Consider the following 25,672-nt stretch of genomic DNA (forward strand, 5'->3'; position numbering starts at 1 on the left):
GGCTGCTCATGTTTCCTTACCTCTATGTGGGGTCGAGGGTGAGCGACCAGGCGGTGAGGCAGTCCACCTCGATCAGCCCGGGTCCGGGAATCTCGACCGTGCCCCGGTACGGTCCCAGGGACACGTACTCCAGCTCCTGCTGGTTTCCGCCGTCGGGGGAGCGATGGTGGAGGTGTGCGTAGCCGCTCTTGTGGACGTCGAATCTCGCCTTTGTGGCCGGTCCGCGGTACTGCAGGACGTCAGGGTGCTTGCCATGTGCGGCATTTCTGAGTTCGGCGCAGGTGGTGGACGGTCGGTATCCCAGCTTCCAGCGGAGCAGGCCGGAGCCGCCTCCCGCATGGAGCGTCACGTGGGTGTAGGTCTTGGGGACGACTGCGCGTACGCGCTGGACGGAGTTGTTGAGGGTGCAGAGCATGTCCCCCTGCTGTAGCCGGTTGGGGGTGTCGACGAGCCCGTAGACGAAGTACGAAGACAGGATGTTGCTCTGCAACTCCACGATGGTCGCTGCACCGTCGGGTGCGTGGTTGACCGGGACGCTACCGTGGCCCCAGCCTCGGTGCGGCAAGTTGATCTTGTTCATGGTGTGCAGTGTCGCAAGGCGGTGGGCGTTGCCGCGAGACAGTCAGACCTCGCCTTGGCACTCGGCCTTCGGCAAGAAAGCCTGGATGGCCGACTACGTCCCAGGTCCGGGCAGGGGCTGCCGTCTCACACACCCCCGTACACATACCGGGCATGGCATGATCAACTTGGCGTTCCCCCCACATCCTTGCGCCATTTCGTTGTATAGCAAGGACTCTCACCATGCTTCGAACCAACGCCCCGCGCCGCGCTTCCGCGGCGGCGCTTGCCATCACCACCGTCGCGGTGGGTCTCACGCCGCCGGCGACCACCGCTCATGCGGCGCCTGCTGTCAACTGCGCTCCTGGTGTGTGGAAGGCGGACTTCTACGCCAACACCGCCTTCCGCGGGACTCCGAAGAAGACTGCCTGTGACAGCACTATCAACGAGAACTACCGCGACGGTGCTCCCGCGGGCCTGCCCCGCGACAACTTCGGCGTCCGCTGGACCACCACCCGCGACTTCGGTGTCGGCGGCCCCTACACGTTCACGGCCGAAGCGCAGGATGGCATCCGCGTCTATCTCGACAACAGCCGCAAGATCGACCTCTGGAAGGACGTCAAGACCACCCAGAAGAAGTCGGTCCGCGTCACCATCCCCAAGGGCAAGCACACCCTTCGCGTCGACTACGTGAACTTCACCGGCCCGGCCAACGTGAAGTTCACGTACCAGGTGTTCAAGGAGAAGGACACCACTGCGCCGGGCATACCGACCGGGCTGCGTGCGCTGGCTGTCCAGCCGACCGGAGTGGTCCTGAACTGGAGCCGGAACACTGACTCGGACTTGGCGGGTTATCGCGTCTATCGGCGGACGGCGGGCAGCGGAGAGTGGGAGCTCATTGGCTCGGTTCAGCCGACCACGTACCCTGGGCGTGCCGATGACCCGAAGCGCGGTGCCACCTACGACTACGCGGTCACGGCGTACGACACCAGCGGGAACGAGTCGAAGCGGTCTGCGGCTGTCTCCTACAGCTCCAAGTGACGGTCACCCGCGCCCCTTGGGGAGTGACTGCCGCGTTCGGCAGCAACTGAAGCGTACGGCCACTGGCCGGCTCCGGGAATGTGTTCGCCAAAGCCACTCCGCATCCGCTGAACCTGGTCCGGTGGATGCGGTCGAAGCACGGCTGACATCATCGCTGCAGGGCGATGCCGAGACAATGTTGGCCCCGCACACGGGGATGGCTCTGTCTCCAGCGACTGGATCCGCTGGTACGGGGCGTCGGCCCCGCGCGCTGTGGGGATAGCTCTGCGGCAGTCTCGAACACGTGGGTACGGACGGCGTCGGCCTCGTGCACGCGGGGCTCACCAACCTGCCGGAGCGTCGGACCGGAGATGGACTGAAGGAAAACAGCGCCCTCGGCCGGTATCGTCGCTGCTCACGAAGTGTCGGCCCCGCGCGTGCGGGGATGGCTCCGCGGACTCGGTGCCGCTCCTGTTGTGCCTGGAGTCGGCCCCGCGCGTGCGGGGATGGCTCGCCGCTCGGCCTTCGGTTGCCCGGTGTCACGTTGTCGGCCCCGCGCGTGCGGGGATGGCTCGTACGTGCACCGGCTGGTCCGGGAGGCTGCTGCGTCGGCCCCGCGCACGCGGGGATGATCCCGACCGCCACGCGCTGACGACGGGTCCGGAAACGTTGGCCCCGTGCTGCTCCAGGTCAAGCTGTGGCGAAGGCGCGAGCGTGCTCGTCGGCCCGCACACGCGGGGATGGTCCCATGGAGTTGAGGGTTCTGGCCGCCTTCATCGGGTCGACCCTGCACATGCGGGGATGGTCCTTGAGCGCACACGCCTCGTGACGCCTCGCTAGGGTTGGTCCCGCACACGCGGGGATGGCTCCGCGATCATCTGGGGGCTGGGCCCCAACGTGACGTCGGCCCCGCACGCGGGGGTGGTCCGAACGGGGCGGGATCCCTGACCTCCGGCACCCAGTCGGTCCCGCGCACACGGGGATGTTCCTCCGGTGAGCCGGTACTCGGACACCTGCTTGTCGTCGACCCCGCGCACGCGGGGGTGCTCCGCGGTCGGCCCCGCACGTGCGGGGATGTACCCAGCCCCTTGCAGATCATGGATTCGATGCTGTCGTCGGTCCCGCGCACGCGAGGATGATCCGTTCGTGAAGTTCAGCTTGGACGAAATCCAGCGGTTGGTCCTGCGCACGCGGGGTGGTCCAGCGATGACGGCGGCGCGTTCGGCGGGGGTGGCGTCGATCCCGCGCGTGCGGGGATAGTTCCATCATGGGCCGTATCACCATCACCTGCCCGAAGTCGACCCCGCGCACGCGGGGATGGTCCCCACGCTTGGTGACAGTCGAGGCCCGCCCCCTCGTCGGCCCCGCGCGTGCGGGGATGGTCCGGTGAAGGAGGAGCCCTTCACGTCCCCGCGCTTGTCGGTCCCGCGCACGCGGGGGTGGTCCGCAGTCCACTTGATCTGCCGGGACGCCCGGCGGGTCGGTCCCGCGCACGCGGGGATGGTTCCACCGAGAGCTTCCACGACGCGCAGACGAGGCTGTCGGCCCCGCACGTGCGGGTATGGTCCGTCGGCGCACCACTGCTCACCGTTGAATCCGTTGTCGGCTCCGCGCGTGCGGAGATGGTTCGTGCGACTCACCGTCGATGAAGATCGCGAGGAAGCCGGTCCCGCGTACGCGGGGGTGATCCCCACGCCGACGCGAGCGCGAACGTCCACACCAGGTCAGTCCCGCGCACGCGGGGGTGGTCCCTTCCCGCTGGGGCAGTGGATTGCCGACGCCCGGTTGGTCCCGCGCACGCGGGGATGGTCCCTGGCGGACCGGCGTGGTCCTGGTGCCCGACGTGTCGGCCCCGCACGCGCGGGGATGGCCTGCTCTTCGACGAGCTGTGCCACACTGCCGAAGAGTTCGGCCCCGCACGCGGGGATGGTCCGTTCATGGTCATCGACGTCGCGGCGATCGCCGGGTAGGTCCCGCGAACGCGGGGATGGTTCCATGATCAGACTGGCCTGATATGCCGTCTCAAGGTCGGCCCCGCACACACGTAGTGGTGAGCGGTCATGACGCGTCGGCTCCGCGCGTGCGGGGATGGCTCCCAGGAGTCAGTGATCTGTCAGGGTTCTCCGTCATCGGTCCCGCGCGCGCGGGGATGGCCCAACGGTGTTCCCTGGTATCAAGGTCGCGGCAAAGTCGGTCCCGCACGTGCGGGGATGGCCCGAGGCAGGTCCGCCATGGAGCGTACCCACCCCGGTCGGTCCTGCTCGCGCGGGAGTCGCCAACCTGTCGGAGCGTCAGGCCGAGACAGACCGAATGAAAACAGCGCCCTCGACCGGTATCGTCGCTGCTCAGGAAGTGTCGGTCCCGCGCACGCGGGGGTGGTTCGGTGGGCGGTACTGAGCCGCCGCCACCGGTGTCGTCGGTCCCGCGCACGCGGGGGTAGTTCCCCGCCGGGCCCCAAGGCCCGCTGTACAGCTGTGTCGGCCCCGCGCATGCGGGGATGGACCTCGCCGACTGGCCTCAGCTCCTCGTGCCAGCCTGTCGGGTCCGCTGACGACCGTCACTTATTAGGACCGCGACTGTGCCTGAGGTGAGGATGACGTTGCTGCAACGCGCTTATTGCCGGGGCGATTTACCTCGCGACATCCTGGTGCCGCGCGAGGCCACACGGTAGGACGGTGATGCAGTGGTCAGTCTTATCTCGGCAGTGGTCGCGGTCGTGGGAGCGATCTTCACTGCAGTCATCGGTTTTTGGTGGCAGTCCCGGCTGAAGAACCTTGAGCGGCAGGACCACATGGGCCGATACCGCGACTCTCTTCTATGGGTCGCCTTCGACCTGCAGAGCAGGGTCTACAACATCCTCTTCGGCCATCAGGTTGACCGGCACAGGGTGAACGCCGGCTTCATGCAGGCGTTGCTGCTCGACGGGACAGAACGGCAAGCGCAGTACGCGCGGCTCAGCACGGCGTACGTCTTCGCCGAGTACCTCGGCTGGGCCGAGATCTTCAGGCGCGACATCCAGTTCCTCGATCTCGGCAAGAGCGACCGGAACCGCAAGGTCCTGCTGTGCCTGGCGAAGATCAGCCGGACTCTCGGATCGTCGCGCATCCCCGGGACCCGCTACAGACTCTTCCGCGCCGACCAGCGCGCTATCGGCGAACTCATGATCGCACCGGGCAGCAGCCCAGGGCACCGATGGTGCCGTGGCTATGCGGAGTTCAGGCGGATGGTCGATGAGGACACGGAGTTCGGTTACTGGACGCAGGAACTCATCGAACACATTGATGCGGCAGCCCGCGAACCCGACAGCGCAACCGACCGCCTGCTCCGGCTGCAACACCAACTTGTCGAACTGGTCGATCTTCTCGACTCCCACCACATTCGCTTCCCCACGGCAGAACGCACCCGCTTCCCGACCGAAGAACCTCCCACCCATCTCAGTCCCTATCAGGCTGGACCACTCGGCCCAGCACAACCGTCCCCTCCCGAGTAGAGGACTGTAAGACTTGGGTGGGAGTGGGTGCCGCTCGTACGGTGCTCATATGGGCAGGGACGCAGTGCCCCGGCTGCGGCTGGTCGTGACCCGCGCACGAGGGGATGGCTCCGACTACCGGTGCATCAGACCGGAGACGGACTGAATGAAAACAGCGCCCTCGGCCAGTATCGTCGCTGCTCAAGAAGTGTCGGTCCCGCGCACGCGGGGATGGTCCGGCCGCCTACGACTGGCTCACCACTGCGGACCGGTCGGTCCCGCGCACGCGGGGATGGTCCCGCGGCGAGGTCGATGACCTTGGCCTCGTGCGAGTCGGTCCCGCGCACGCGGGGATGGTCCTGGTGTGACCACCTCTGGGACCGGCTTTTCTGAGTCGGTCCCGCGCACGCGGGGGTGGTCCTTCCTCGGCCGCCAAACCGAGCCCGATCGAGTTGTTGGTCCCGCACGCGCGGGCATGGCCCGGACCTGGTGCGACTGGGCTGAGCCTCTGGGGGTCGGCCCTGCGCACGCAGGGATGGTTCCATGAAGCAGCTCGAACGGGCGACGGGCATCCCGCTGGCCCCGCGCACGCGGGGATAGTCCTCGCGAGCAATTCGACGGCTTCCTCGTCGTGTGGTTGGTCCCGCGCACGGGGATGGTCCCCTCGACAGGCACCGGCCCCATGGCCTTTTGTAGTCGATCCTGCGCACGCGAGTGTGGTCCCGCAGTCATCGACGCCGCGCAGCGGAGCCGACCGCGCCAAGCAGGCACAGGAGTGGCTAGTGCTGTGACCGGGATGGTCCACCGTGATCGGAAGGCGGCTCGCGGGACGAGCGCACGCGCAACGGCTGGTATTACTGGGGCATGCAGGAAGAGACGGCACGCTCCGCGATCGACACGTTCATCTCCGCGTTTAACGCCTCGGACGACAGCTATGTGACTGCCCTGCTCTCCCAGGCCCTGACCTCAGACGTGGTCTTCTGGGGGCCGTTGGGTCGCATCGAAGGAATCGCGGCGGTCGAGCGGTTCGTGCTGGACATCCGGCGCCACCCGGCGGGGACCGGCACGATGGTGCGCTGCTCAGCGGTGGACATGCCTGACGAGTGGGCCCGGTACCAGTGGGTCTTCACCACGCCGGATGGAGGCCCCCGCCTGGCGGGAACGGACGTCGTACATCTGCGGCGGAGCCTCATCGACCAGGTCATCGTCTTTGCGGGGGAGATCGAGCCGTCCGCCACCTGAGCCGTCCCTCTGTCGCTGTCCTTCTCGTGAACTTGTCCCTTTCGGCACTCCGGGGCTGCGGTTCGCGGTCGGTCAGGCTGCGGCGTTGAGGGGGCGTCCGCCCCAGCGGATGCCCTTCTCGCTGCGGATGCGGGCGCGTTCCTTGCGCTGGGCGGCAAGTACGTCGAGGTGGCGGGCGTTGGCGTTGCGCCAGCGCAGGTAGCGGTGCAGTGCCTGGGTTTGCGTGGGGTGGCTGCGGTGGTGGGAGTTAGCCAGGGTGAACTGCCGCAGCGGGCCGAAGTGGGCCTCGACCGGGTTGGCCCAGGATGCGTAGGTCGGGGTGAAGCACAGCTCGACCTTGTTCTTCTTCGCCCAGCGGCGGATGTCGGCGCCGGTGTGGACGGAGAGGTTGTCCAGGATGATGTAGATCGGGGCGCCGTCGGGTCGGGCGGCGCGGATCGACTTCAGCGCGGCCAGGGTGTTGGCGGTGCCCTTGCGGCGGCAGTTGACGCCCCACAGGCGGTCGTCGCCCACGGAGCAGCAGCCGTGGAAGTAGGTGACGCCGTGGGTGCGGCGGTAGGTCGCCGACAGCCGGTTTGGCTTGCCCTGCTTCGCCCAGCAGGAGCCTTCGGTGGGCCGGATCCCCAACGGCCGAACTCGTCGAAGGCGAAGACCCGGTCCGGGAAGCGGCCCAGAACCTGCTCGATCCGGTCGAGCTTGGCGTCGCGATGAGGGTCGGGTGATTCGTCCGGCGTTCACCGTCGCCGTTCCGGCCGACGTCCAGTCGGCCCCGCGCGCGGGGATGGTTCCGGACCCGATGACGATCGCCACGACGGCCTCCCTGTCGGTCCCGCGCACACGGGGGTGGCTCGTACGGCCTGATGATCTCCGGCCTGCTGGTACCGTCGGCCCCTCGCAGCGGGGATGGTCCCGCGCGGCCGCCGTGCTGCCACGTCTGGGCCAGGTCGGCCCCGCGCACGCGGGGATGGTCCGGACACACTCATGCCTGCCTGCCCAGGAGATGGGTTGGTCCCGCGCACGCGGGATGATCCCAGGCGCCTCGCCGAGAGATCACCGTGCTCATCGCCGACCCCGCACGGGCGGGGATGTACCAAGAGATCGGCCTCGGAGGATCAGGTCAGACCGCCATCGGCGTGTATGTTCTGGCCGGTCAGCCATCCGGCGTCCGAGCTGGCCAGGAATGCCACGACGTCCGCGATGTCGGTGGGGCGGCCGAGCCGGCCGAGTGCTGTCATCCGGGCCACGCTGTTGAGGGCTTCGGTGGGTACGACTGCCCGGAGCATGTCTGTGTCGGTCGGGCCGGGAGAGACGGTATTGACCCTGATGCCGCGGTGTCCGAGTTCCCTGGAGGCGATGCGGGTGAACTGCTCGAGCGCCGCCTTGCTCGCCGCGTACAGTGCCTCGCCCGGACTCGGCCAGACGGTTCCCAGCGTCGACACGTTGATGACCGCGCCACCGGTGCGCATCCTCGTCGCGGCGTGCTGGAGAACGAAGAAAGGGCCCTTGGCGTTGACTGCCATCACTTGGTCGTAGTCCGCCTCGCTGACTTCGGAGATCGGCACGGTCGAGGAGATGCCGGCGTTGTTGACGAGGATGTCCAGTCCCCTGTCCGAGCCCGCCTTCGTGAAGTGCTCGTCGGCGGCGGAGAAGAGCCGCTGTATGTCGGTGAGGTCTGCCATGTCGGCGCGGACTGCCCAAGTGCGCGGGCTGCTGGCTTCAGCTGTCCTGGCTTCCCGCTCGTCGGTGGCGTAGCTGAACACCACTGTGGCGCCGTCGGCCGCCAGCCGCTGCACGACCGCCCGGCCAATCCCCCGCGAACCACCTGTCACCACTGCTGACTTGCCGTCCAGGTTGCCCATGCCAGCACGCTAGAGCAGCAATAGGCCAGGCGCTGTCCTACCAACGTGCCTCGACTGGAAAAATCCGGAGCAGCCGCGCGGGATGCGTCTTGACCATGCGTTCTCCTTGAGTACGAGGGGCAGTTGGCCCCGCGCACGCGGGGAAGAGGCTCGGGGGCTGCCCCGGCTGGGGCCGTCGGCATAGGGTGACATCCGTGGTTCCTGCTGATCCGCTCCAGCCGCTTCGCGATTCTCTTGCCAACGCTGATCCCCTCGACGTGAGGACCGGAACGGTGGTGGCGATCGACGGCACTGACGTCGTCGTGCGCCTCCATGAGCCAGGCGCGCTGCCGCCGGTGGGAGTGATCGAGCGATACGAACTGTCGAGGAAGGCGTTTGGCCACCCCTCGGAGATCATCGAGGTGGGCCAGGAGATCTCGGCCGAGGTGATCTCAGTGGACCTCCACAGAGAGGTCGTCCAACTGTCAGCGAAGGCCTGCGAGGACAAAGCCCTACGCTCGTTCCTCCTGGGGATTCGTCCAGGAGATGTCCTGACAGGGACCGTGGCCGAAGTCCGCAACTTCGGTGTGTTCGTTCATCTCGACGGTGAGCCACCCGGAAGCCGTGCTGGCTTCATCCGGGTGCCAGAGCTCTCCTGGTCGCACATCGATCACGCATCGGAAGTGGTCACGGAAGGGCAGCAGGTCACTGTCGCGGCGCTCAACGCCGACACGCAACAGGGACAAGTGGCCGTGTCATTGAAGGCTCTCCAGGAGGACCCCTTCGTCCCCTTCACCGACCAGGTCGGTCAGACGATGCCAGGGATCGTGACCAAGATCGTTCCCTTCGGGGTCTTTGTGCGAGTCGGCGAAGGCGTCGAGGGTCTCGTTCATGTTTCCGAACTCACCGATCCACCTGTGGAGTCGCCCAGGCAGGTGGTCCGCGAGGGTGACGAGTTCATGGTGCGGCTTGTCGAAGTCAACCTTCGACTTCGCCGGGTCCGGCTTTCGCCCGTTCGCACGTTGTAACTGGCAGCCAAGCCGAGCGCCAGCGACACGTACTGCCAACGAAGTCTGATCACCCCTGGTGCTGCTCAACCAAGTGCCTGCCCCGTGCACGCGGGGATGCGCCCGCGTATTTGCCCGGCGAAGACTCCGTCGCCGAATCGGCCCCGCACGCGCGGGGATGGCTCCGTGCACACCCACCCGGAGGTCTTCGACCTCGCCTTGATCCCGCGCACGCGGGGATGGTCCCGTGCAGTTCCTTTGCCGTCCGTGCCACAAGATGTCGGCCCCGCGTACGCGGGAATGGTCCGGGTTCGCCATCTGATGTGCCGGAGCCAGCAAGTGCGGGCACTTTAAGCGTCCCGCGACGGCTATGTCCTTCTCGCAAAGTGAAGAGCACCAGCCGGAACGGCCCACAACCACGGCTACAGAACGTGACCTCCGGCGTCCTGGTCGGACCAGTCGGGTCACAGTCGGGTCAGTTGGTTCAGGGTGGACCGACTGAGCTGACTGTGCGTTGTCGGGGCGGAGCCAGCCTGCCCCGCTCCAAAACCCTTACGCTGCGTAGCTTTTACCCCTGCCTTGCGGCGGGCTGCACGGACCCCCGGCCAGGCTTGAGTCGAACCGTCTGGGCGTCACTCCCGACCGGGCGCTGCTGCCGGTGATGCGGCCGGCATGGAGGTCTCCTCGCCAGCAAGCCCAGATGGCGAAGTGTGTGGGCGTCGTTTGAAAAGTGGACCGGGATCGACAGAACCCAAGCGTCGGTGATGGGTCACGATTCGCGCGTCGCCGACAGAAGTGAAGGAGAACAGCCCCCTCGGCCGGTATCGTCGCTGCTCACGAAGTGTCGGTCCCGCGCACGCGGGGATGGTTCGCTCTCGGACACCCTGCGCGCCCGGCCCGACCGGTCGGTCCCGCGCACGCGGGGACGGTTCCATGACCAGCGAAATCTGGTAGGCAGTCTCATTGTCAGTCCCGCGCACGCGGGGATGTGCCCCGCACCGCACCGGCGACCGTGTCACGGTCGGTATCGACCCCGCGCATGCGGGGATGGCTCAACGTACGGCCCGGCCTGCGTCCTCTCAGCGCTGACTACAGGCTGGGGTTCGCTGGGCTGCCTTCTGGGCCTCGGCAATGTCGCGAACCCCGTCGGCGCTCTTGCCGGTGATCTCACAGATCCGGGCGATACGCTCCCTACCCGCCTTGTTCTGGCGTCCGCTTGGCGGCACGGGGGGCATGAGCCGGGCGATCTCCTGGTACAGGGCTTCGCGCGCCTTGTCGCGGGCGTTGAGCGGGGCGCGGGCCTCCTCGATGCGGGCGAACGCTTCCTCCGAGTCGATGAGCGGGATGCTCTTGAGAACGTCATCCTTGCCCTCGTCGTAGTCCTTGCGGATCTTGGTGACCCACCGGGTGCTGATCCCGGCACGTTCCGCGATGTGGGTCCGTCGCCCGTGGTAGGGGCCGCTGCGCTGGCCTCCGGGCGGGAACGCCGAGCAGATCATCCAGCGCAGACGCGCCTCCGCGTCCAACCCCTGCTCGTCAGCACGGGCGACGGCCTCTTCCGTCCGGTTGTAAGCGGTCTGGAGGCGTCGGAGCTGGGTGTAAGGGTCGGCGGGCGGCGGCGTCATGCGCACAGGTTGCGTTAGACGGCACCGCTTCAGCAAGTTTCCCCGTTTGACCAGGGTGGTGGTCACGGGTTGGTCTCCTTGGGGTCGTATGCCGCGGGTGAGGGCCGGGCGAGGCCGGGTGACCGGATCGGCTGGCATGGATCAGGTGGCTCCCGTGTCTTCCAGGTAGCGCACGGCCAGCTCCGGGTCGCCGCCGACGAGACAGGCGATGGCGGCGGTTTCCATCGCCTGCGGGCTCGGGTCCGGGGCGAGGGCGAGAAATATCTCCTCCGCCCACGCTTCGCCATCGAGGTAGGCCTGGGCAAGGGCTGCCATGCGAGCAGTGATGGGGCTGTCATAGCAGTCGGGGACCTCGACGACGATCCAGCGGGCAGCAGCTTCCATGCCTACGCCGAGGTACTTCGCGACCCGCTGGACTTCTCCCAGCAGACTCATGCGGATGACGGGCTCGTGTGTGCTCATGTGCAGTGTTCCGGGGTGCTGTTGGCGGTCTGGGCGCGGCAGGGTACGCACAGGCTGCCGGGGCTTCCCACGGACCGCCGACCGTGCGGGCAGCCCGTGCCCCGGAGGCCGGGGCAGGCGGTCCGGGTGTCGGCGGTTTCTCGATCTGCTCGGCGATCGGCTGCGGCGCGGGCGCGGACGGCTGCCATGCCGAGCGGCTGCCGGGGGGTGGGCTCGGGCGGCGGGCTTGCGCGGTCGGCGACCTCGTGCACCGCCTCGGCGCCGTCGCGCAGCGACTTGGCGCGCTCACCTTTCGTGGAGCCGGGGTAGTCGTCTGCTGGTGCGGTCTCAGGCGTCTCGGAACCTGTACCTAGACGATCACAGTAACCATCCCTATTAACCAAAACCCCCATAGGAATAGGGGGAGTGTGCTCGCGCTCCCCTTGAGGAGTGCGCACACGCTTCTCTGGGGGAGCGTCCGCGCACTCTCCAGAGGGGAGCGTCTGCATGCTCCCCTGAGACTGGCTGTTCACGGTTCCATCCCCGGCCGCACGCTTACGCTTCCTGATCGAGGCCGCCGTGGCCTGCGACGTATCCCGGCTGCTCCTGGGCTTGAACCCTAGCTCGGCGGCGAGCACGAGACACGTGTCCACATCGACTGCGCCCCGGGCGGGGATGGCCGTCCGGTACACGGCCTGGCGTCCCATCACGGCACGTTTGACCAGCACGAGCAGGCCGAGCGCGATGAGCAGCTTGATCATCTTGGAGGTTTGCTTGTCGGTGATCTCCACCAGTTCGCACAGCGACGGGTCAGGGCGGTCGTGCAGTGCCGTACCGCGCCGGGCCTTGGCGCTGTAGGTGCCGCGCCCGGTCTCATCGCACAGGGACGCGAAGTCCAGGGCGACGAGGTAGAGATCCCGTTTGCAGGGGAGGGTGGCCAGACGTCTGTCAGTGAGGGTCTGCCGGACGATCCGCCTCCAGGCGTGGGGATGGTGCTCGATGATCGTCTCGCTCATCGGATCACCCCCGCGCGAGCGGCAGGCTGGTACTTCAGCGCGCGAACGTACACCGTGAGTCCTTGCCTGCTGTATGCGCGACCGTGCAGGCCTTCGCCCAGCCTCGGGGGTTGCCGCCCCAAGGCCAACCGGGCCCTACACGACCGCCATGCAGCTTGTGATGGAAAGCTCTTCACCGCAAATCCCGCTGAAAATCGGCGACTTGGAGCCTGGCTCCTGTCCGTATGAATGGGAGCCAGGCTCATCTGTGAGGCCGGCAGCCTTATGCGCCTGCAACGGCGGGCAACCGCACGTGTTGGCCCGTGGTCATCTCAGCTGAGAGCCAGGTCGCCGGTCAGCTACTCGCCTCGTCGTCGGACCGTTCGCCCTCGTCAGACAGCCCCTCATCACCGTCCTCACTCCCGTACGCGTCGATGCGCAACTGCCCGGCGTAGGCAAGGAGATCTGCGGTGGTGGCGTCGGCGAGGTCCTGGCCGCCGCGGGCATGGTAGTCGGCGGCGAGCGCCTGCGCGTCCATGCCCACCCCGGCGCCGAGCGCGAAGAGCGCGCGGCGGGCCTGGTCCCACGTGGCGGGCTCGTCGGTGTGCGGATCGAAACCGTCTCCCTCGCCTGCCGGGTCGCGCGCCTCGGCCTGGCGCAGCTCCGTGCCGCGCCGGGTGAGGTACGTCCCGAACTCGGCGCTCTCGCTCGTGTCCGGTGCGGTGATACGGGCGGTGAAGAGACCGGCGCGGCGGGCCTGGCGGTAGGCATGAGCGATCTGGTCGGCGGTGATGCCGTCCTGCGCTGCCCACGCGGCGCCTTCCTGTGGGTCGAGGTACCGCTCCTGCCCTTGTCCGGTGTCGGGGGTGGGGTTGTCTGCCTGGTCCATTTCCTCGGGTGTGTAGATGCCGCCGAGGACCATCGGGAACGCCTTGCGCAGGGCGAGGGCTTCAGCCACTTTGCTGATCATCAGTACGGGCATGCGCCGCCAGAAGTGGTTCACTTCGCCCTTCTTCGTCCGGCCGACGTACTCGGTGAACAGGGCTACCGCATACAGCGGTTCCCGGAAGCGGCCCCGGTAGATGCCGATGCGGGCGGCGGCTGGAGGCTGGGCGTCCAGCCATACATCTCGCCACGCCCCATCTGTGCCGCACCACTGCGGCGCGGTCTGGCCCTCGTAGTCGCCGTGGCGTTCGGCCACGGACCGGAGCCCATCGATGGTGGTCATGGGCACCGGCCGGGAGCCGGAGGTGTTGACATACAGCTGGCGGGCGAACGGGTCGAGTCCGGTGCGATGGGCGACCTCCCACAGCAGCATCCGTACGGACTCCCAGCGCGGCACGTCCAACGCATCGAGCGCGGCGTGCTGCTGCTCGGTCCAGCCCGGCCCCGCAGGCGCGGCGATCGGTTTCTCGATGACGGCAACGGTCACAGCGGTTCTCCAACACACGAGCACGGCCCCGGCCGACATTCCGGCCGGGGGCCACTGCGGGGCTGGGCGTACAAGTCGGCGACGGTCACCGGGCGACGGGTGAAGGTGCAGGTCACGTAAAGCAGCCGCAGCGCCTTGTGGTCCACGTACGCGTTCTCGATCATGCGCTGGTGCTCGGCGCGCACCGCGTCGGGTGTGGGGATGACGCGGGGGCCGCACAGGTGGAAGCGGTAGAACGCTGTGACGCGCTCCGCCGTTTCCGGGACGTCGGGCAGCGGTGTGGGCTCGTCTGTGCCGGGCAGGTCGGCCAGGGCGATGTGGGTGCGGTGCTCGGTGATGGTGTGCTCGTAGACCTGCACGCTGGTGAAGCGGGCATCGCCTGCGTACTGCTCGTACATCTCGATGGCGCGCAACGGCGAGTCCAGGGGGCTGGTGGAATGCGGGCCGGGCTTGCGCGAATCGCGGTACTCGACCGTCCAGTGCAGCGAGGCACTCTGGGCGGGGATCAGGGATACAGACATAGCGGTTCCTCTCCTCCGGGCCCCCGCCCGTGCGGGCGGGGGTTGTTGAGGGTGGAGTGGTTGGTCAGAAGGTGAGGCCGGGGCGGCGGTGCCGGTCGCGTGCTTCGAGGTAGGCGGCGAACGAGGTGTCAAAGGCGTGCTCGTCGCGTTCGGCCTGGTCCAGGAGCAGCGACGTGCAGCCGGGCAGGTGCTGCCAGCGCCCTTGTTCGTCGCGGTCGCAGTCGGTGCCGTCGCAGCCGACCGGGCGGATCACTGGCCCCAGTCCATCCGCAGCTCGCACCACGGGCGGTGGTGGACCGGGGCGGCGGTGGCGGTGCCGCAGTCGCACACGTCGTCGGCCCACGGAGTGGCCGAGCGCCACGGTGGCGCGGGTTCGGTGGCGGGGTAGAAACCGGCGGCCCGGCCGAGTGCGTTGAGGGCAGTCCCCGCCAAAGCGGGTGCCGTCACCGGGGCGTTCATGCGGCCACGGCCCAGGCGAGGACATGGCGGTCGGCGGTGGTCGGTAGGTAGTGCACGGCTGGGGCCTGGTGCAGGCGCGAGCGGTAGTCGCGCTCCAGCTCCCAGTCGATGACGTCCGCCTGGGTGGCCCCGTACGCGGCCAGCGGAACCAGCCGGGGTTCCTCCGGGGCGACGGCGTACGCCATGCCTCGGTGCACGGTGTAGCTGTGCAGGTGGGTGAGGGTGAACGTGCGCTGCTCGCGGCTCTCGCGGTCCCAGGCCGTGATCTTGATCTGGCCGATGGAGTCGGTTACCAGATCGGTGATCTCGATGGTGCGCACGGTCTCGACGCGGCGGCCGGTCGGACGCCCGGCGTCGTTCTTTTCCTGCTTGCGGTAGGTGATCGTCACGGGGCGGCGCGTGTCCCAGGCTCGGATCAGGTCGGCCAGCGTCCGCGTGGTGTCGATGTGGCGTCGTGCCATACTGGCGGCTCTCCTTCGAGTCAGTCATGCAGGCGGACAAGGGGGAGATCCGGCCGGTAGGGGGCCCAATCCCCTACCGGCCTTTGTCGTTTCCGACATCACAAAGGTTAAGCGGGTCAACTTCCGGAAGTCAACACGTTCATTAAGGGAAGCGAACTCCTCAACACCCACCTCCCGCCCACACCTTGGCCAGCCCCGGACCAGCCTCGCTTCGACGATGCAGGCCGCACGCACACGGGGATGGAACTGCGGTCAGGTGACGGGGGCGCCTTACGGGCCGTGCAACTTCGGGTTCATACCCGCCCTATGAGCGAGCACGAACCCGAAGTCTCTTCGGCGAGCTGATCAGTGCTGGTGGCAGTCCTCCCCGTAGATGCCACTTGACCGGGTAGAAGGCCGATTCGTCGTCACCAGTGCGTTCGAGGACCGTGTAATGGTCGGCGATGCCTGGCCGGCCAAGTCCCACCCAGTCGTGCACCAGGGCCGCCAGGTCGTCGGCAACAGCGCCGTCCCCGGTGTAGCGGAGGTGTCCGGTCCGCTGAATCCAGGCGGTTCCGCGGCCGGGTTCGTGCAGGCAGGCCATGCCCAGGGCGGGTTCGAGGCCTTCGATGTAGGCGCGGGTGGTGCGCCCGGTCCGAGCGCCGAGGCGAAACCACAGGTCGTAGTACTCCTCCGGCTCCAGCTCCGGGCCGACGTTCTCACGGGTTGTCAGCGGCTGAGGCTGAAGCGGTTCTGTCAGGGCCGGAGTCTGCCCAGCGGGCCACGCATACAGCGGGCCGGCCGCGGACATAAAGTCACTCGACATCACACCGCGGCCCACCAGTTGGACAGCGTTGCGGGTGACAGCGAGGGTGGGGTGGAAGCCGCCGTGGGCGACGGGGACGACGATCAGACCCTCGTCGGCAAGTTGGTCGAGCCAGTGCGGGGAGATGCCGGTGACGCCGCAGGTGACCACAATCCGGTCGTACGGACCCTTCTGCGGGTGACCAAGGTAGCCATCGGCCGCGAGCGCGGTGACGTTCTTCTCCCCGGCCCGCTCAGCGGCCTCGGCGGCCTCGGCGACGATGACCGACGAGACATCGATGGTGACGACCTCGGCGCCGGTGATGGCAGCAATCAGACACGCGTTGTATCCGGTCCCGGCGCCGATCTCGAGGACCTTCATGCCGGGGGCGAGCTGGAGGGCTTCGAGCATGGCAGCGATGACCCGGGGCTGGGAGGTGGAGCTGTAGCGCCCAGCCGCGTCGGTGGACTTGGGCACGTGGGTCATCAGAGCGGAGTCGGAGTAGATGCCATCGAGGAGGTCGTCGCTGGGATCAGCGGGGACGGGGACGAAGCTGCCGCTGGTGTAGTAGCCGCCAGGCAGGAACAGGTGCCGGGGCACGGTGGCAAATGCCCGCTCGACGGGGCTGGTGCGGATCGCGCCGCGCTCGCGCAGGGTGGCAGCGTAGGCGGCCATGCGGGCGGTCAGCGACGGGCTGGTGCTCTGATCGGTCACGACACTCCTCCGGGCGGGACGGTCAGGGTAGTGGTGAATGTGGCGATGTACCGGGGGTCTTCACCAACAGGCTCACCATCGGCTTCAACCCACGCATGTGAGACCAGGGGCGGGAAGCGCACGCCGCTCTTCCAGGTGGGCCAGGCGCCGCCGAGGCGGCAGAGCAGGGCGGTGGCAATCGAGCGGGGCAGACAGCCGTAGCCGCTGCCGCAGCGGGGGCTGACCGTCGTCACCACGTCCCGGGCCCGCGCCGCCTGTTCGGCGGTGGCGGGAGCGGCCCGGCGGGCAAGCATGGCCAACAGGTGCTTCAGCCGGGCCGGGTGGGAGCCGAACGCCGCGGTGATCAGGTGGGCAGCGCCGACGGCGAGGTGTCCGGCGACCTGCTCGGTGCGAGTGAGATGGACGCGTTCGGGCAAGGCGATGACCGTGCTCACCGTGACTCCAGCAACTGGTGGCCGGTCAGGCTGGTGGTCAGGTTGCGGACGTCGGTTGCAGCTCGGTCCGTGGTGATGCCGTAGGTATCAACGAGGGCGATGACGGCCTCTTGTTCTCCGTGGCCGACGAGTGCGTCCAGGGCCATGGCGGCGGAGTCGTTGAGGGCGAAGTAGCCGCCGGTACGGGTGTTGAAGAGCATGGGCGAGCCGTCGGCGTCTACGCGTTCGACGCCGCGGGCAAGGCGGAAGGGCATGGCAGCCGTCCTCCTGGTGTCAGGGACGGGCGGTCCGGAGCCACAGCTCCAGAGCGACCGTCTCGGTAATGAACGCGGGCGGGATGCGGCGGGCGGCGGCCTCGGCCAGGGTCTGGCGGACGGCACCCTCGTCGATCAGACCGGCCTTGCCCAGGGCCGAACCGCAGAAAAGCTCAGCGAGCTGCCGGTGGTGGGCCGCGAGGCCGGCGTGGATCTCGTGGTTGTAGTGCCCCTTGTCCCGCCGAACGAGCAGCCCCGGCGGGGCCAGCGGGGCAACGGCCGCCGCCAGCAGCGGCTTCGGCGCCCACGGGTCGGTCCGCTCCTCCGGCCGCGTCGCCAGGGCCGTCTCGATCACCGCCCGGTCCAGGTAAGGGAAGTGGCCGGGGACTCCGGCCGTCTCCATCGCGTCCCGGTACAGGCTCGCGCGACGGGCGACCGAGCGGATCCGCATCACCGCCCCGTGCATCGCGATGTCCTGCGCAACCGGCTCGGCCGTCTCCGCAGCGGCCAGCAGCTCGTGCCGCAGGTCACTGATCACCTCGGGCGCCGTCCAGGGTGGAAGGCGGGGAGGGGCCTCCCAGCCTGCCAGGGCGGCGGCCGGGCTCGCCGGGAGGATGAGCCGATCGGCGGCCCGGGTGAGCCACTGCCGGTAGGTGCCGGCCGTGGCGGCCGCCCGCGCAAGGCTCAGGCTGCTCGTGCGGTTGAGGGCCGCGTGGCCGCGCAGGTGCCACCACGCGCGGTACGGACTGCGGCCGGCAGCCTGGGACAGGTAGGACAAGGGGGCGAGAAGGGTCTCGTCGCCGCCCTGGCCGTTGAGGTGGGCACCGCTCGCATGCTCGGCCAGCACGCGGAGCGTGTAGCGGAAGCGAGCCGCCGAGGACGCGAAAGAGGCGGGCTCGTCCAGCGCGAATTGTGAGGTTTCCAGGTCCTGGAAGATTCGCGGGTAGGTGCCGGAGTCGAGGACCAAGTGGTCCACACCGTCCAGCAGTTCGGCTGTGCGGCGGGCCCATCGTTCGTCGGGGTTGTCGGCCGCCCGTGAGCCGACGGTGATCAGCATGGTGGTGGACGCCGGACGGGCTCGCGCGGCCAAGGCGGCCAGTGCCGCCGAGTCCAGACCGCCGGACAGTTGCACGCTGGCCATCGGGGGCGAGGCCACCCGGCTGGCGACCGCCCTGGCCAACACGTCCCGCAGCCGTTCCGCCGCCACATCGAGCGGGAGGGCGGCCGTTGGAGGCGTCCAGTAGCGAGTGACGGCCAGCCGGCCGGGCGGGCTCAACATGGCCTTGCACCCCGGGGTGACCGGCTTGACGCCCTCGTACGGGCTGCGGCCGAACAGCAGCGGGGCGGGCGCGTGCGGGGCGAGCAGCCGCAGGGCCGCCCACCGCTCGTCCACTCCCCTGCCCACCTCGTGGGCCAGCTGACGCGGGCTGCTGGACACCGCCCACACGCCGTCAACGCTCGCGTAATACAGCCGGTTCAGACCCGCAACGTCCCCACGTGTGCTACGGACTCCCCGGCGGCAGGTGATCAGGTAGTAGCTACCGGGCAGCGCGGCCAGTTCCTCCTCGTCGCCGGTCTCGGCTGCCCTGGTGGCCAGGTCCCGAAGCCGTGTGGTGCCGACCGGGCAGGACCCGATCAGCACCACCTTCAGCGGACCGGCCGCGACCGTCCGCAGCCTTTTCCCCCACCCGAACGCGATCAGCCACGGACGTCCCGGGCTGTGCTGGAAGGTGCGGGCCGCGTCCTGCCGGGCGAGCCGCCGGGCCAGAGGCCCGGCGGCGTCGTCATCGGGCAGAACACAGAACCACGGCGGCCTGAACGCACCGGCCGCCTCGGTCACGAGCGGCTGGTCGGGGCGAACGGGGGCGCGTAGTACTGGCCCGCGTCGGAGTCGTCGCTCTGCCCGACGCTGACATCCCCGAGGGTGTCGGCGGCGAACGAGCCCACAACCATCACCTTCGGCGCCTCGTACGCGGGCGAGCCCGCCTCCTGCTCGCCACTGGTCACCTTGCTCATGGGCACTTCCCTTCTGCCGGTGCCGGACGCAGTCGTCCGGCACGACGGCCGCCCGGCCGGCTGGCCTGGCGGATGGTGCAGGGTGGTGCGGCCTGCCCGGCTGGGTCCCAAAGGGATGTCACCGGCGGGGCAGGAGCCTGGGATCACGGCTTCCGGTCGCCACGCAGGATGGAGCCGATCGGCACCGTGCTGGTCGGGTCGGACAGCGCGCGGACGGCCTGCTGGAGCCGTCCGGGGTCCGCTCCGAGGTGGGTGATCGCGGCGGAGGCCAGCTCGTTGGCCAGCCGGGCCTGGAGGAGGGACTCGTGGTGGTGCTCGGCTATCGCGATGGCCAGGGCCTCCTGCGAGGCGTACGTCTTGCGGCGCATCGTCTGCCGGGGCGGGGTGCCGTAGGTCATCATCACCACGACCTCGCCCGCGTCGGCGTCGAAGCGCACGTGGAACGGCGGCTCGTCGGCGGCTTGTTCAGGCACGAGCTCCACCTCTTCTGTAGGGCACGCGGCAGCGGATCTACTTGCCGACTGGCGTGATGACCGTGTGCCAGCCCGGAGCGAGCAGGTCGAGCAGGGGCAGGCCACGGCCGGACTCGGTCGTCGGGTCGCTCATCAGGACCGGGGCCCGGCGGGGCAGGTGCTCGCTGTCCGGGTCGTGGACCTTCACCGAGACCGCGACCGGCTCGGCGGCGACCTCGACGACCAGGGGCACGAAGGGCCCGCACCGGGCGACGGCGTTGCCGATCAGCTCGCTGGTCACCAACTGGGCGTCCTCGGCGACATCCGCAGCAACTCCGGCCTCGCACAGCGTCGAGCCCGTCATGTGCCGGACGCGGCGTAAGTGCTCGGCGGAGGAGTGCATGTGGACTGCGAATCCGCCGGGCCTCTCGGTGAGGTAGAAGCCCGGGATCGCCGGTGCCCTCTCGTCCGCCATGGTGACCATGGCCCCTCCATCCGCACAGGCTTCCGCCCACGCAAGATCGACGCAAGTGCCGTGCCAGGAAAGCCAGTTGGCTTGCCTGGCGGCCTTTCCGAAGAGGATGGACCCAACCGCCCATGGGTCGCAAGCTTTCCACCAACCTCGTTCGGATGATCTGAAGAAGGGGCTCCCGCTCTCCCGACGGTGGTGAAACACTGCGCATATGCCCAACAGCCCCGTGGTACCGACGATCCGGCGCCGCCGACTCGGCTCAGCCCTGCGCAAGCTCCGCAACGACGCCGGGCTGACCCTGGATGGTGCCGCCGGGACCATGGGCTGGAAGGCGCCGAAGATGTCGAAGGTGGAGAACGCAGCCGCGGGCATCCGACCGGCCGAGGTCACCGATCTACTCAAGGCGTACGGCGTGACGAACCCCGAGGTGTTCACCGCGCTGGAGAACCTGGCCCGGGACGCGGGCAAGAAGGGCTGGTGGCAGACCTACAGCGGCGTGGTCGCACCCGCCTACGCGGACTACCTCTCGCTCGAGTCCGACGCCGAGCGCGTCTGCGAGTGGTCACCCACCCTCGTACCCGGCCTGCTGCAAAGCGCCGCATACGCGCGGGAGATGATCGCGGCCTCCGCCGTCACCCGCACCCCGGAAGAGGTCGCCGCCCTCGCCGAGGTCCGCATGGCCCGCCAGGCCGTCCTCTCCCGCCCCGACGGCACCGGACCCCTGAACGTGTGGGCGGTCATCTCCGAAGCGGTCCTGCACCAGCGGTTCGCCATCCGCCCGGCCACCATGCGCGAACAACTCCGCCGCCTGCTCGACGTGGCCGAACTGCCCAACGTCACCCTCCAGATCATGCCCCTGGGCGCCACCCCGCACCCAGGCGTCGCCGGAGGCTTCACCGTGGTCAACTTCCCCGGCCCCATGCCGGACGTCGTCCTCGTGGAGAACCTCCGGGGCAACTCCTACGTCGAGGGCAGCGAAGACGTCCGCGTCTTCACCGGCGCCTTCGAACGGATCGTCGCCGCCGCACTGCCGGTGGACGACTCGCTGGCACTGATCAAACGCATCGAAGAAAGCAGCCCACAGTGAACGGACCCAAGGCGGAGCTGTACGCGCACGACCTCTCCGCCGCCACCTGGCGCAAGTCCTCCGCCAGCGCCGGAGAAGGCAACTGCGTCGAGATCGCTAATCTCCCCGGCGGGGGCATAGCCGTACGCGACTCCAAAAACACCGGTCTTGAACCCCTGCGCTTCGGAGCCATGCCATGGCATGCGTTTCGCACAGGAATGCTGAGCCAGCTGTAACAGCCCCTGCAGCAGGCAGCCCGTGCCTTACTTCTTACCCTCTATCGGAGACCCAGGAGCGCCCCCATGCCCGCCAAGAAACCGAAGCGCGCACCCGACCGCACACGCCGGTCGGTATGGGCCGACGACCCCACCTGGGAACACGCCGACAACCTGGCCGCCACCGAAGCCATCACCGTGGGCCACATCCTCAGCGCACTACTCACCGCCTACGCAAACCACACCATCAACGTGGACATCCCCACCAAGGAAGTCCGCTCCGGCACCCGCGGCCAACACCCCACCACCATCTCCAACCCCGCCTGGACCAACGCCGACAAACGACGAACCACCGAAGGCATCCAATCGATGTCAGTCCTGTGCGAACTCCTACTCAAGGAGTACGCAGCCGGCCAAGTCACCGTCGCACTCACCGTCAAAGCCCACGCCGACAAAGACGCGTGACGCAAGACGGCCCCCCCTTCGACCGGTACCGTCGCAGCGCAAGAACATTGATCCCGCGCACGCGGGGATGGTTCCAGGGCAGGCCCTTCAAGGGCGTTGGACTCTTTGTCGGTCCCGCGCACGCGGGATGTTCCGCGGTGGGGCCACCGGCAGTCGCCGCAGGCGAGGTCGGCCCCGCACACGCGGGGATGTTCCCTCCTGTGCGCAGCGGCGTTCGTGGTCGGCATTGTCGGTCCCGCGCACGCGGGGATGGTTCGCGGCGGCCGTGGACCAGCGGCATGAGGTCCGCGTCGGTCCCGCGCACGCGGGGATGGTCCCGAGCGGGGATCGCGGTAACGCCACATGGCGCGGTCGGTCCTGCGCACGCGGGGATGGTCCCCACCTTGCACAGCGCTGCTGCGCTATCTGTCCGTCGGTCCCGCACACGCGGGGCTCACCAACCTGCCGGGGCGTCGGACCGGAGATGGACTGAAGGGAAACGACGCTCTCAGCCGGTATCGTCGCTGGTCAAGAAGTCTCGGTCCCGCGCACGCGGGAATGGATCGGCCACGGCGTGCGCACGACAGAATCCGTAGGCGTCGACCCTGCTCACGCGGGGATGGTTCAATGCCCGGTTCTTGGTTCCAGGTCTGGTGCAAGTCGACCTCGCACACGCGGGGATGGTCCGCCCGGTGAGAAGACCCACCGTCACTCTGGACGTGTCGGTCCCGCGCACGCGGGAACGTCCGGAGAACGCACGAATGCCGGTGAGAAGTAAGAGCACCCGAAGCAGTGCGGGCTCTCGACGATCACGTGCAGAGACAGCCCGACCCGTGGCAGGATGACGGCATGTTGATCCGAAAGGCAGATGCCGCGTAGACGTCCGAAGGCTGTCCGCGCTGAGCGATGGCGGCCACGTAGATACGTTCCGGTGCAACGGATCCATGGCGTCTCCGCCCTTACCCGTGCTGCCGTCCGGCGCCTGGAAGACCAGCAGATGGAGCAGGATGCCGTCGCTAAGGCACTGTCTCGCTTTGAGTGGGCGTTCAAACAGCCTGGCCGCTACTTGAACGCTTCCGAGGTGTGGGAACCCGGTCTGGAGGTCGAGGATGCGCGTGACACCTTGGAAGAAGCCATGCGTCACCTGCCTCGCGGCGCCCGGCATGATCTGGGCCAGCTGGTGCAGCGAATAGACGCCGAGTTCGAGCGTCGCACTCTGCCAAACCCTGGCCGGACGAGCGAGTGGACGGCGGGCCGTTGGTGGTGGCGGCGAATCCGAGAGCGCTGACCGATGGAAACACCCGACTTGGCCACGCTCTCAGAAACTGACACTCCCGCGCACGCGGGTATGGTTCCCCCTCAGGCGCCGTCCAGGACACCCTCTTCTGGTCGGCCCCGCACGCGCGGGGATGGTTCCTCCCTCGTCGGCTCCGGCGGAGCCGGATGACTGTCGGTCCCGCGCATGCGGGGATGGTCCGTTCATCCACGCCCACCCATGGGTCAACGGTGCGTCGGCACCGCGCACACAGGGACCCGCCAACCTGCCGGAGCGTCAGATCGGAAACGGACCGAATGAAAACAGCGCCCTCGACCGGTATCGTCGCTGCTCACGAAGCGTCGGTCCCGCGCACGCGGGGATGTGCCGCCATGCGCACATGCGCAGACGCCCACGGACACGTCGGTCCCGCGCACACGGGGATGTGCCGGACCGGTGGGCGCTGGTGCGGTCGTTAGCGGAGTCGGTCCCGCGCACGCGGGGATGTGCCGGTGCCCGGGGTGACCAGCGTCATCGGCATGCTGTCGGCCCCGCACGCACGGGGATGGCCCCCATCCCACCTCGGCGTGAGCACGGAAACGTGCTCGGGCGGCGGGGTTCGGGGCGGCGTAATGTCGGCCCCTCGGGGAGGGCGGGTTCGTGCCTGGGATCATGAGCGCATGTCCGAGGAGTCGAACCTGATGTCCAGCCTGTGGCCGCTTGTGCCGTCCGGGGCCACCGACTGGCTGCTGGAGCTGTGCGGCAGCGGCATCACCGGGTTCATGCCTCCGGCGATGCCTGACGCGGTGTGGGTGCTCAACGCCATGTACGAGCACGAGCAGGGGCCGGCCGACGTCACGTACCACGACTCCACCAGGCACGTCTGGCAGACGGGAGCACCCCGCCCCACATCGTCGCGGGCACCAACCTCGACACCGTGGGCATCGCCACGGGAGGAGGGCTGGGCCGCGCCCAGCACCCAGGCCCCGGCTGGCGACGGCTGCGCTGGGCCGAGCTTGCCCGACGGACCGGCGACCCGGCCGTGCCCGACGGGCTGATGCCCTCCTACCGCTGCTTCCCCTCAGCCAGGAAGGAGGGCAGCTGGCCGCTCGGTATAGCCCCGCCGACCGAGGGGAGCCTGGACCGTGAGACCTGGAACCGGCTGATCGCCGTCCTCACCCAGTACAGTCCCGCAGGCCCGGACACCCGCTGCCTGGCCTACTACAACCCCCTGATGCTCGCAGCCACCGACTTCGACAACCTCCACGTGCGTACGGGCCGGCTCGGCGACGCCGAGACCCTGTACGACCAGTCCGAGGCCGACTTCAGCCCGTCCAACCTCTGGGCCGATGACCACTCATGGGTCCTGTGCACCGACTACGACCTATGGGCCACCAAGATCGCCGGACCCCCAGCCCTCATCAACGCATTGCTGAACGACTGTGAAATCGAGACAATGCAACTACCCTGGGCGCACTGAGCTGACCCCGCGCACGCGAGGATGGTCCCCCCGGAGACCACTGCAACGCATGCGGAGTCGCGTCGGCCCTGCGCACGCGGGGATGGCCCCGACTCCTCCACTGCACCGAACCCACGCAAGGGGGTCGGCCTCGCGCGCGGGGATGGCTCGGGCACCATCGGGCGTGCGCTGCGGCTGCTGCGGTTGGCCCCGCACGCGCGGGGATGTACCGACACTGCTCTCCGGGATCTGGGGCAAGGTCGTGTCGGCCCGGCACACGCGGGGATGTACCCGCGGTGAACGCCACCCGGATCCAGGCCGGATCGTTGCCCCCGCACGCAGGTACGTGCCGCTCTGGCACTGTCGGTCCCGCGCACGCGGGAATGGTCCGCACTGTTCGGACGTGTGACCAGTGATCCCGTAGTTGGTCCCGCGCACGCGGGATGGTTCCGACATGTTGATGTCAACAGCCACCAAGTACCGGTCGGTCCCGCAAACGAGGGGATGGCCCCTGCAAGGTGCCGCCGGTGACGGGCTTGCTGAAGCTGAAGTCGGCCCCGCGCATGCGGGGATGCCCCGTCCGCCTACCAGTCGTGGCTGGACGCCGGGAAGTCGGTCCCGCGCAGGCGGGGATGGTTCGCAGCTCGTGGACACCATCAACCGCGCCGTTTTGTCGGTCCCGCGCACGCAGGGATGGTCCCTTCCGACTGCTTCAAGGCCGTGTCCGCCTGACGTCGACCCCACGGACGTGGGGATGGCCTCGTGCCGACGTATCGTGACGTCCCGATCCTCAAGTCGGCCTCTCGCACGCAGAAATGGCTCTGCCCACGCGGGGATGGCTCAACCTCGCGACGCTGGTCGTAGTAGTTGTCCTCGTCCGTCCCGCACACGCGGGGATGGTTCCCGCGACACCAGACGGGTGACTACACCGGCGATGTCGGCCCCGCACGCGGGGTAGCTCGTCGCAGCGGGCTGGCAGGAGAACCCCGCCCAGCCAGCCGAGGACGCCGAGGAGGAGGCAGCGGAGGGCGACGCCGAG

At 68.6% G+C, this 25,672-nt stretch carries 26 protein-coding genes and 1 pseudogene; 8 read left to right on the forward strand and 19 right to left on the reverse strand.

The features are described 5' to 3' along the window. Nucleotides 1-22 precede the first annotated feature (22 nt). Nucleotides 23-580 carry a hypothetical protein gene (locus tag ACV530_RS25965; RefSeq protein ID WP_494335024.1) on the reverse strand — a complete coding sequence of 186 codons (558 nt, stop codon included), beginning with the start codon at nucleotides 578-580 and terminating at the stop codon, nucleotides 23-25. 221 nt (nucleotides 581-801) lie between these two features. Between ACV530_RS25965 and ACV530_RS25970 the strand changes: the two genes are divergently transcribed. The 3 genes from ACV530_RS25970 to ACV530_RS25980 all read left to right on the forward strand — a co-directional run bounded on the left by ACV530_RS25970 (nucleotide 802) and on the right by ACV530_RS25980 (nucleotide 6,289). Then, complete coding sequence (locus tag ACV530_RS25970) at nucleotides 802-1,599, forward strand: PA14 domain-containing protein (protein WP_494335025.1); 798 nt, start codon at nucleotides 802-804, stop codon at nucleotides 1,597-1,599. Nucleotides 1,600-4,261: 2,662 nt separating this feature from the next. Then, the gene (locus ACV530_RS25975) at nucleotides 4,262-5,068 is read left to right on the forward strand and encodes a hypothetical protein (RefSeq protein WP_494335026.1); all 807 of its coding nucleotides are present in this window, start codon (nucleotides 4,262-4,264) and stop codon (nucleotides 5,066-5,068) included. Nucleotides 5,069-5,911: 843 nt separating this feature from the next. Further along, nucleotides 5,912-6,289 carry a nuclear transport factor 2 family protein gene (locus ACV530_RS25980; RefSeq protein WP_494335027.1) on the forward strand — a complete coding sequence of 126 codons (378 nt, stop codon included), beginning with the start codon at nucleotides 5,912-5,914 and terminating at the stop codon, nucleotides 6,287-6,289. Nucleotides 6,290-6,361: 72 nt separating this feature from the next. Here the strand turns inward: ACV530_RS25980 and ACV530_RS25985 are convergent. Both ACV530_RS25985 and ACV530_RS25990 read right to left on the reverse strand, forming a co-directional pair. Then, nucleotides 6,362-7,014 (reverse strand): annotated as a pseudogene (locus ACV530_RS25985) (transposase); the annotation flags it as partial. A gap of 387 nt (nucleotides 7,015-7,401) precedes the next feature. After that, on the reverse strand, nucleotides 7,402-8,148 hold the full coding sequence (locus tag ACV530_RS25990) for an SDR family oxidoreductase (RefSeq protein WP_494335028.1): 747 nt from the start codon (nucleotides 8,146-8,148) through the stop codon (nucleotides 7,402-7,404). Nucleotides 8,149-8,342: 194 nt separating this feature from the next. On the opposite strand from ACV530_RS25990, the gene ACV530_RS25995 reads away from it, so the two are divergent. Further along, nucleotides 8,343-9,155: a S1 RNA-binding domain-containing protein gene (locus tag ACV530_RS25995; RefSeq protein ID WP_494335029.1), complete on the forward strand. Its 813-nt coding sequence runs from the start codon at nucleotides 8,343-8,345 to the stop codon at nucleotides 9,153-9,155. A gap of 1,058 nt (nucleotides 9,156-10,213) precedes the next feature. Here ACV530_RS25995 and ACV530_RS26000 read toward each other — a convergent pair. The 15 genes from ACV530_RS26000 to ACV530_RS26070 all read right to left on the reverse strand — a co-directional run bounded on the left by ACV530_RS26000 (nucleotide 10,214) and on the right by ACV530_RS26070 (nucleotide 20,206). Then, nucleotides 10,214-10,759: a hypothetical protein gene (locus tag ACV530_RS26000; RefSeq protein ID WP_494335030.1), complete on the reverse strand. Its 546-nt coding sequence runs from the start codon at nucleotides 10,757-10,759 to the stop codon at nucleotides 10,214-10,216. A 141-nt stretch (nucleotides 10,760-10,900) separates the two neighbouring features. Next, on the reverse strand, nucleotides 10,901-11,221 hold the full coding sequence (locus tag ACV530_RS26005) for a hypothetical protein (protein WP_494335031.1): 321 nt from the start codon (nucleotides 11,219-11,221) through the stop codon (nucleotides 10,901-10,903). Continuing rightward, complete coding sequence (locus ACV530_RS26010; protein ID WP_494335032.1) at nucleotides 11,218-12,216, reverse strand: hypothetical protein; 999 nt, start codon at nucleotides 12,214-12,216, stop codon at nucleotides 11,218-11,220. Before ACV530_RS26010 ends, ACV530_RS26005 begins: the two co-directional genes overlap by 4 nt. Before the next feature lie 334 nt (nucleotides 12,217-12,550). Beyond that, a complete protein-coding gene (locus ACV530_RS26015) occupies nucleotides 12,551-13,627 on the reverse strand; it encodes a RecT family recombinase (RefSeq protein WP_494335033.1) in 1,077 nt (358 codons plus the stop codon). After that, a complete protein-coding gene (locus tag ACV530_RS26020; protein WP_494335034.1) occupies nucleotides 13,624-14,148 on the reverse strand; it encodes a hypothetical protein in 525 nt (174 codons plus the stop codon). The genes ACV530_RS26015 and ACV530_RS26020 overlap by 4 nt, the downstream gene beginning before the upstream one ends. A gap of 64 nt (nucleotides 14,149-14,212) precedes the next feature. After that, nucleotides 14,213-14,401: a hypothetical protein gene (locus tag ACV530_RS26025; protein WP_494335035.1), complete on the reverse strand. Its 189-nt coding sequence runs from the start codon at nucleotides 14,399-14,401 to the stop codon at nucleotides 14,213-14,215. After that, nucleotides 14,398-14,607 (reverse strand): hypothetical protein, encoded by a 210-nt coding sequence (locus tag ACV530_RS26030; RefSeq protein WP_494335036.1) that lies wholly within the window; start codon nucleotides 14,605-14,607, stop codon nucleotides 14,398-14,400. The genes ACV530_RS26025 and ACV530_RS26030 overlap by 4 nt, the downstream gene beginning before the upstream one ends. Beyond that, on the reverse strand, nucleotides 14,604-15,068 hold the full coding sequence (locus ACV530_RS26035) for a hypothetical protein (RefSeq protein ID WP_494335037.1): 465 nt from the start codon (nucleotides 15,066-15,068) through the stop codon (nucleotides 14,604-14,606). Before ACV530_RS26035 ends, ACV530_RS26030 begins: the two co-directional genes overlap by 4 nt. A gap of 304 nt (nucleotides 15,069-15,372) precedes the next feature. Beyond that, nucleotides 15,373-16,566 carry a protein-L-isoaspartate O-methyltransferase family protein gene (locus ACV530_RS26040; RefSeq protein WP_494335038.1) on the reverse strand — a complete coding sequence of 398 codons (1,194 nt, stop codon included), beginning with the start codon at nucleotides 16,564-16,566 and terminating at the stop codon, nucleotides 15,373-15,375. Continuing rightward, nucleotides 16,563-17,000, reverse strand: coding sequence for a lasso peptide biosynthesis B2 protein (locus ACV530_RS26045; RefSeq protein ID WP_494335039.1), 438 nt, complete (start codon nucleotides 16,998-17,000; stop codon nucleotides 16,563-16,565). The genes ACV530_RS26040 and ACV530_RS26045 overlap by 4 nt, the downstream gene beginning before the upstream one ends. Then, nucleotides 16,997-17,254, reverse strand: coding sequence for a PqqD family peptide modification chaperone (locus ACV530_RS26050; protein ID WP_494335040.1), 258 nt, complete (start codon nucleotides 17,252-17,254; stop codon nucleotides 16,997-16,999). The genes ACV530_RS26045 and ACV530_RS26050 overlap by 4 nt, the downstream gene beginning before the upstream one ends. 19 nt (nucleotides 17,255-17,273) lie before the next feature. Next, nucleotides 17,274-19,094: an asparagine synthase-related protein gene (locus ACV530_RS26055; RefSeq protein ID WP_494335041.1), complete on the reverse strand. Its 1,821-nt coding sequence runs from the start codon at nucleotides 19,092-19,094 to the stop codon at nucleotides 17,274-17,276. Further along, a complete protein-coding gene (locus tag ACV530_RS26060) occupies nucleotides 19,091-19,270 on the reverse strand; it encodes a lasso RiPP family leader peptide-containing protein (RefSeq protein WP_494335042.1) in 180 nt (59 codons plus the stop codon). Before ACV530_RS26060 ends, ACV530_RS26055 begins: the two co-directional genes overlap by 4 nt. 143 nt (nucleotides 19,271-19,413) lie before the next feature. Then, entirely contained in the window at nucleotides 19,414-19,743 is a 330-nt protein-coding gene (locus ACV530_RS26065; protein ID WP_494335043.1) for a hypothetical protein, read from the reverse strand. A gap of 37 nt (nucleotides 19,744-19,780) precedes the next feature. After that, nucleotides 19,781-20,206: an ATP-binding protein gene (locus ACV530_RS26070; protein WP_494335044.1), complete on the reverse strand. Its 426-nt coding sequence runs from the start codon at nucleotides 20,204-20,206 to the stop codon at nucleotides 19,781-19,783. 199 nt (nucleotides 20,207-20,405) lie between these two features. Between ACV530_RS26070 and ACV530_RS26075 the strand changes: the two genes are divergently transcribed. The 3 genes from ACV530_RS26075 to ACV530_RS26085 all read left to right on the forward strand — a co-directional run bounded on the left by ACV530_RS26075 (nucleotide 20,406) and on the right by ACV530_RS26085 (nucleotide 21,940). Beyond that, nucleotides 20,406-21,281, forward strand: coding sequence for a helix-turn-helix domain-containing protein (locus ACV530_RS26075; protein ID WP_494335045.1), 876 nt, complete (start codon nucleotides 20,406-20,408; stop codon nucleotides 21,279-21,281). Further along, entirely contained in the window at nucleotides 21,278-21,496 is a 219-nt protein-coding gene (locus ACV530_RS26080; protein WP_494335046.1) for a DUF397 domain-containing protein, read from the forward strand. Before ACV530_RS26075 ends, ACV530_RS26080 begins: the two co-directional genes overlap by 4 nt. A 66-nt stretch (nucleotides 21,497-21,562) precedes the next feature. Next, entirely contained in the window at nucleotides 21,563-21,940 is a 378-nt protein-coding gene (locus ACV530_RS26085; RefSeq protein WP_494335047.1) for a hypothetical protein, read from the forward strand. 1,904 nt (nucleotides 21,941-23,844) lie between these two features. Here ACV530_RS26085 and ACV530_RS26090 read toward each other — a convergent pair. After that, on the reverse strand, nucleotides 23,845-24,033 hold the full coding sequence (locus ACV530_RS26090) for a hypothetical protein (RefSeq protein WP_494335048.1): 189 nt from the start codon (nucleotides 24,031-24,033) through the stop codon (nucleotides 23,845-23,847). A gap of 78 nt (nucleotides 24,034-24,111) precedes the next feature. On the opposite strand from ACV530_RS26090, the gene ACV530_RS26095 reads away from it, so the two are divergent. Beyond that, nucleotides 24,112-24,654 carry a hypothetical protein gene (locus tag ACV530_RS26095; RefSeq protein WP_494335049.1) on the forward strand — a complete coding sequence of 181 codons (543 nt, stop codon included), beginning with the start codon at nucleotides 24,112-24,114 and terminating at the stop codon, nucleotides 24,652-24,654. Nucleotides 24,655-25,672 lie beyond the last annotated feature (1,018 nt).

The organism is Streptomyces sp. SX-6 (assembly GCF_059089585.1).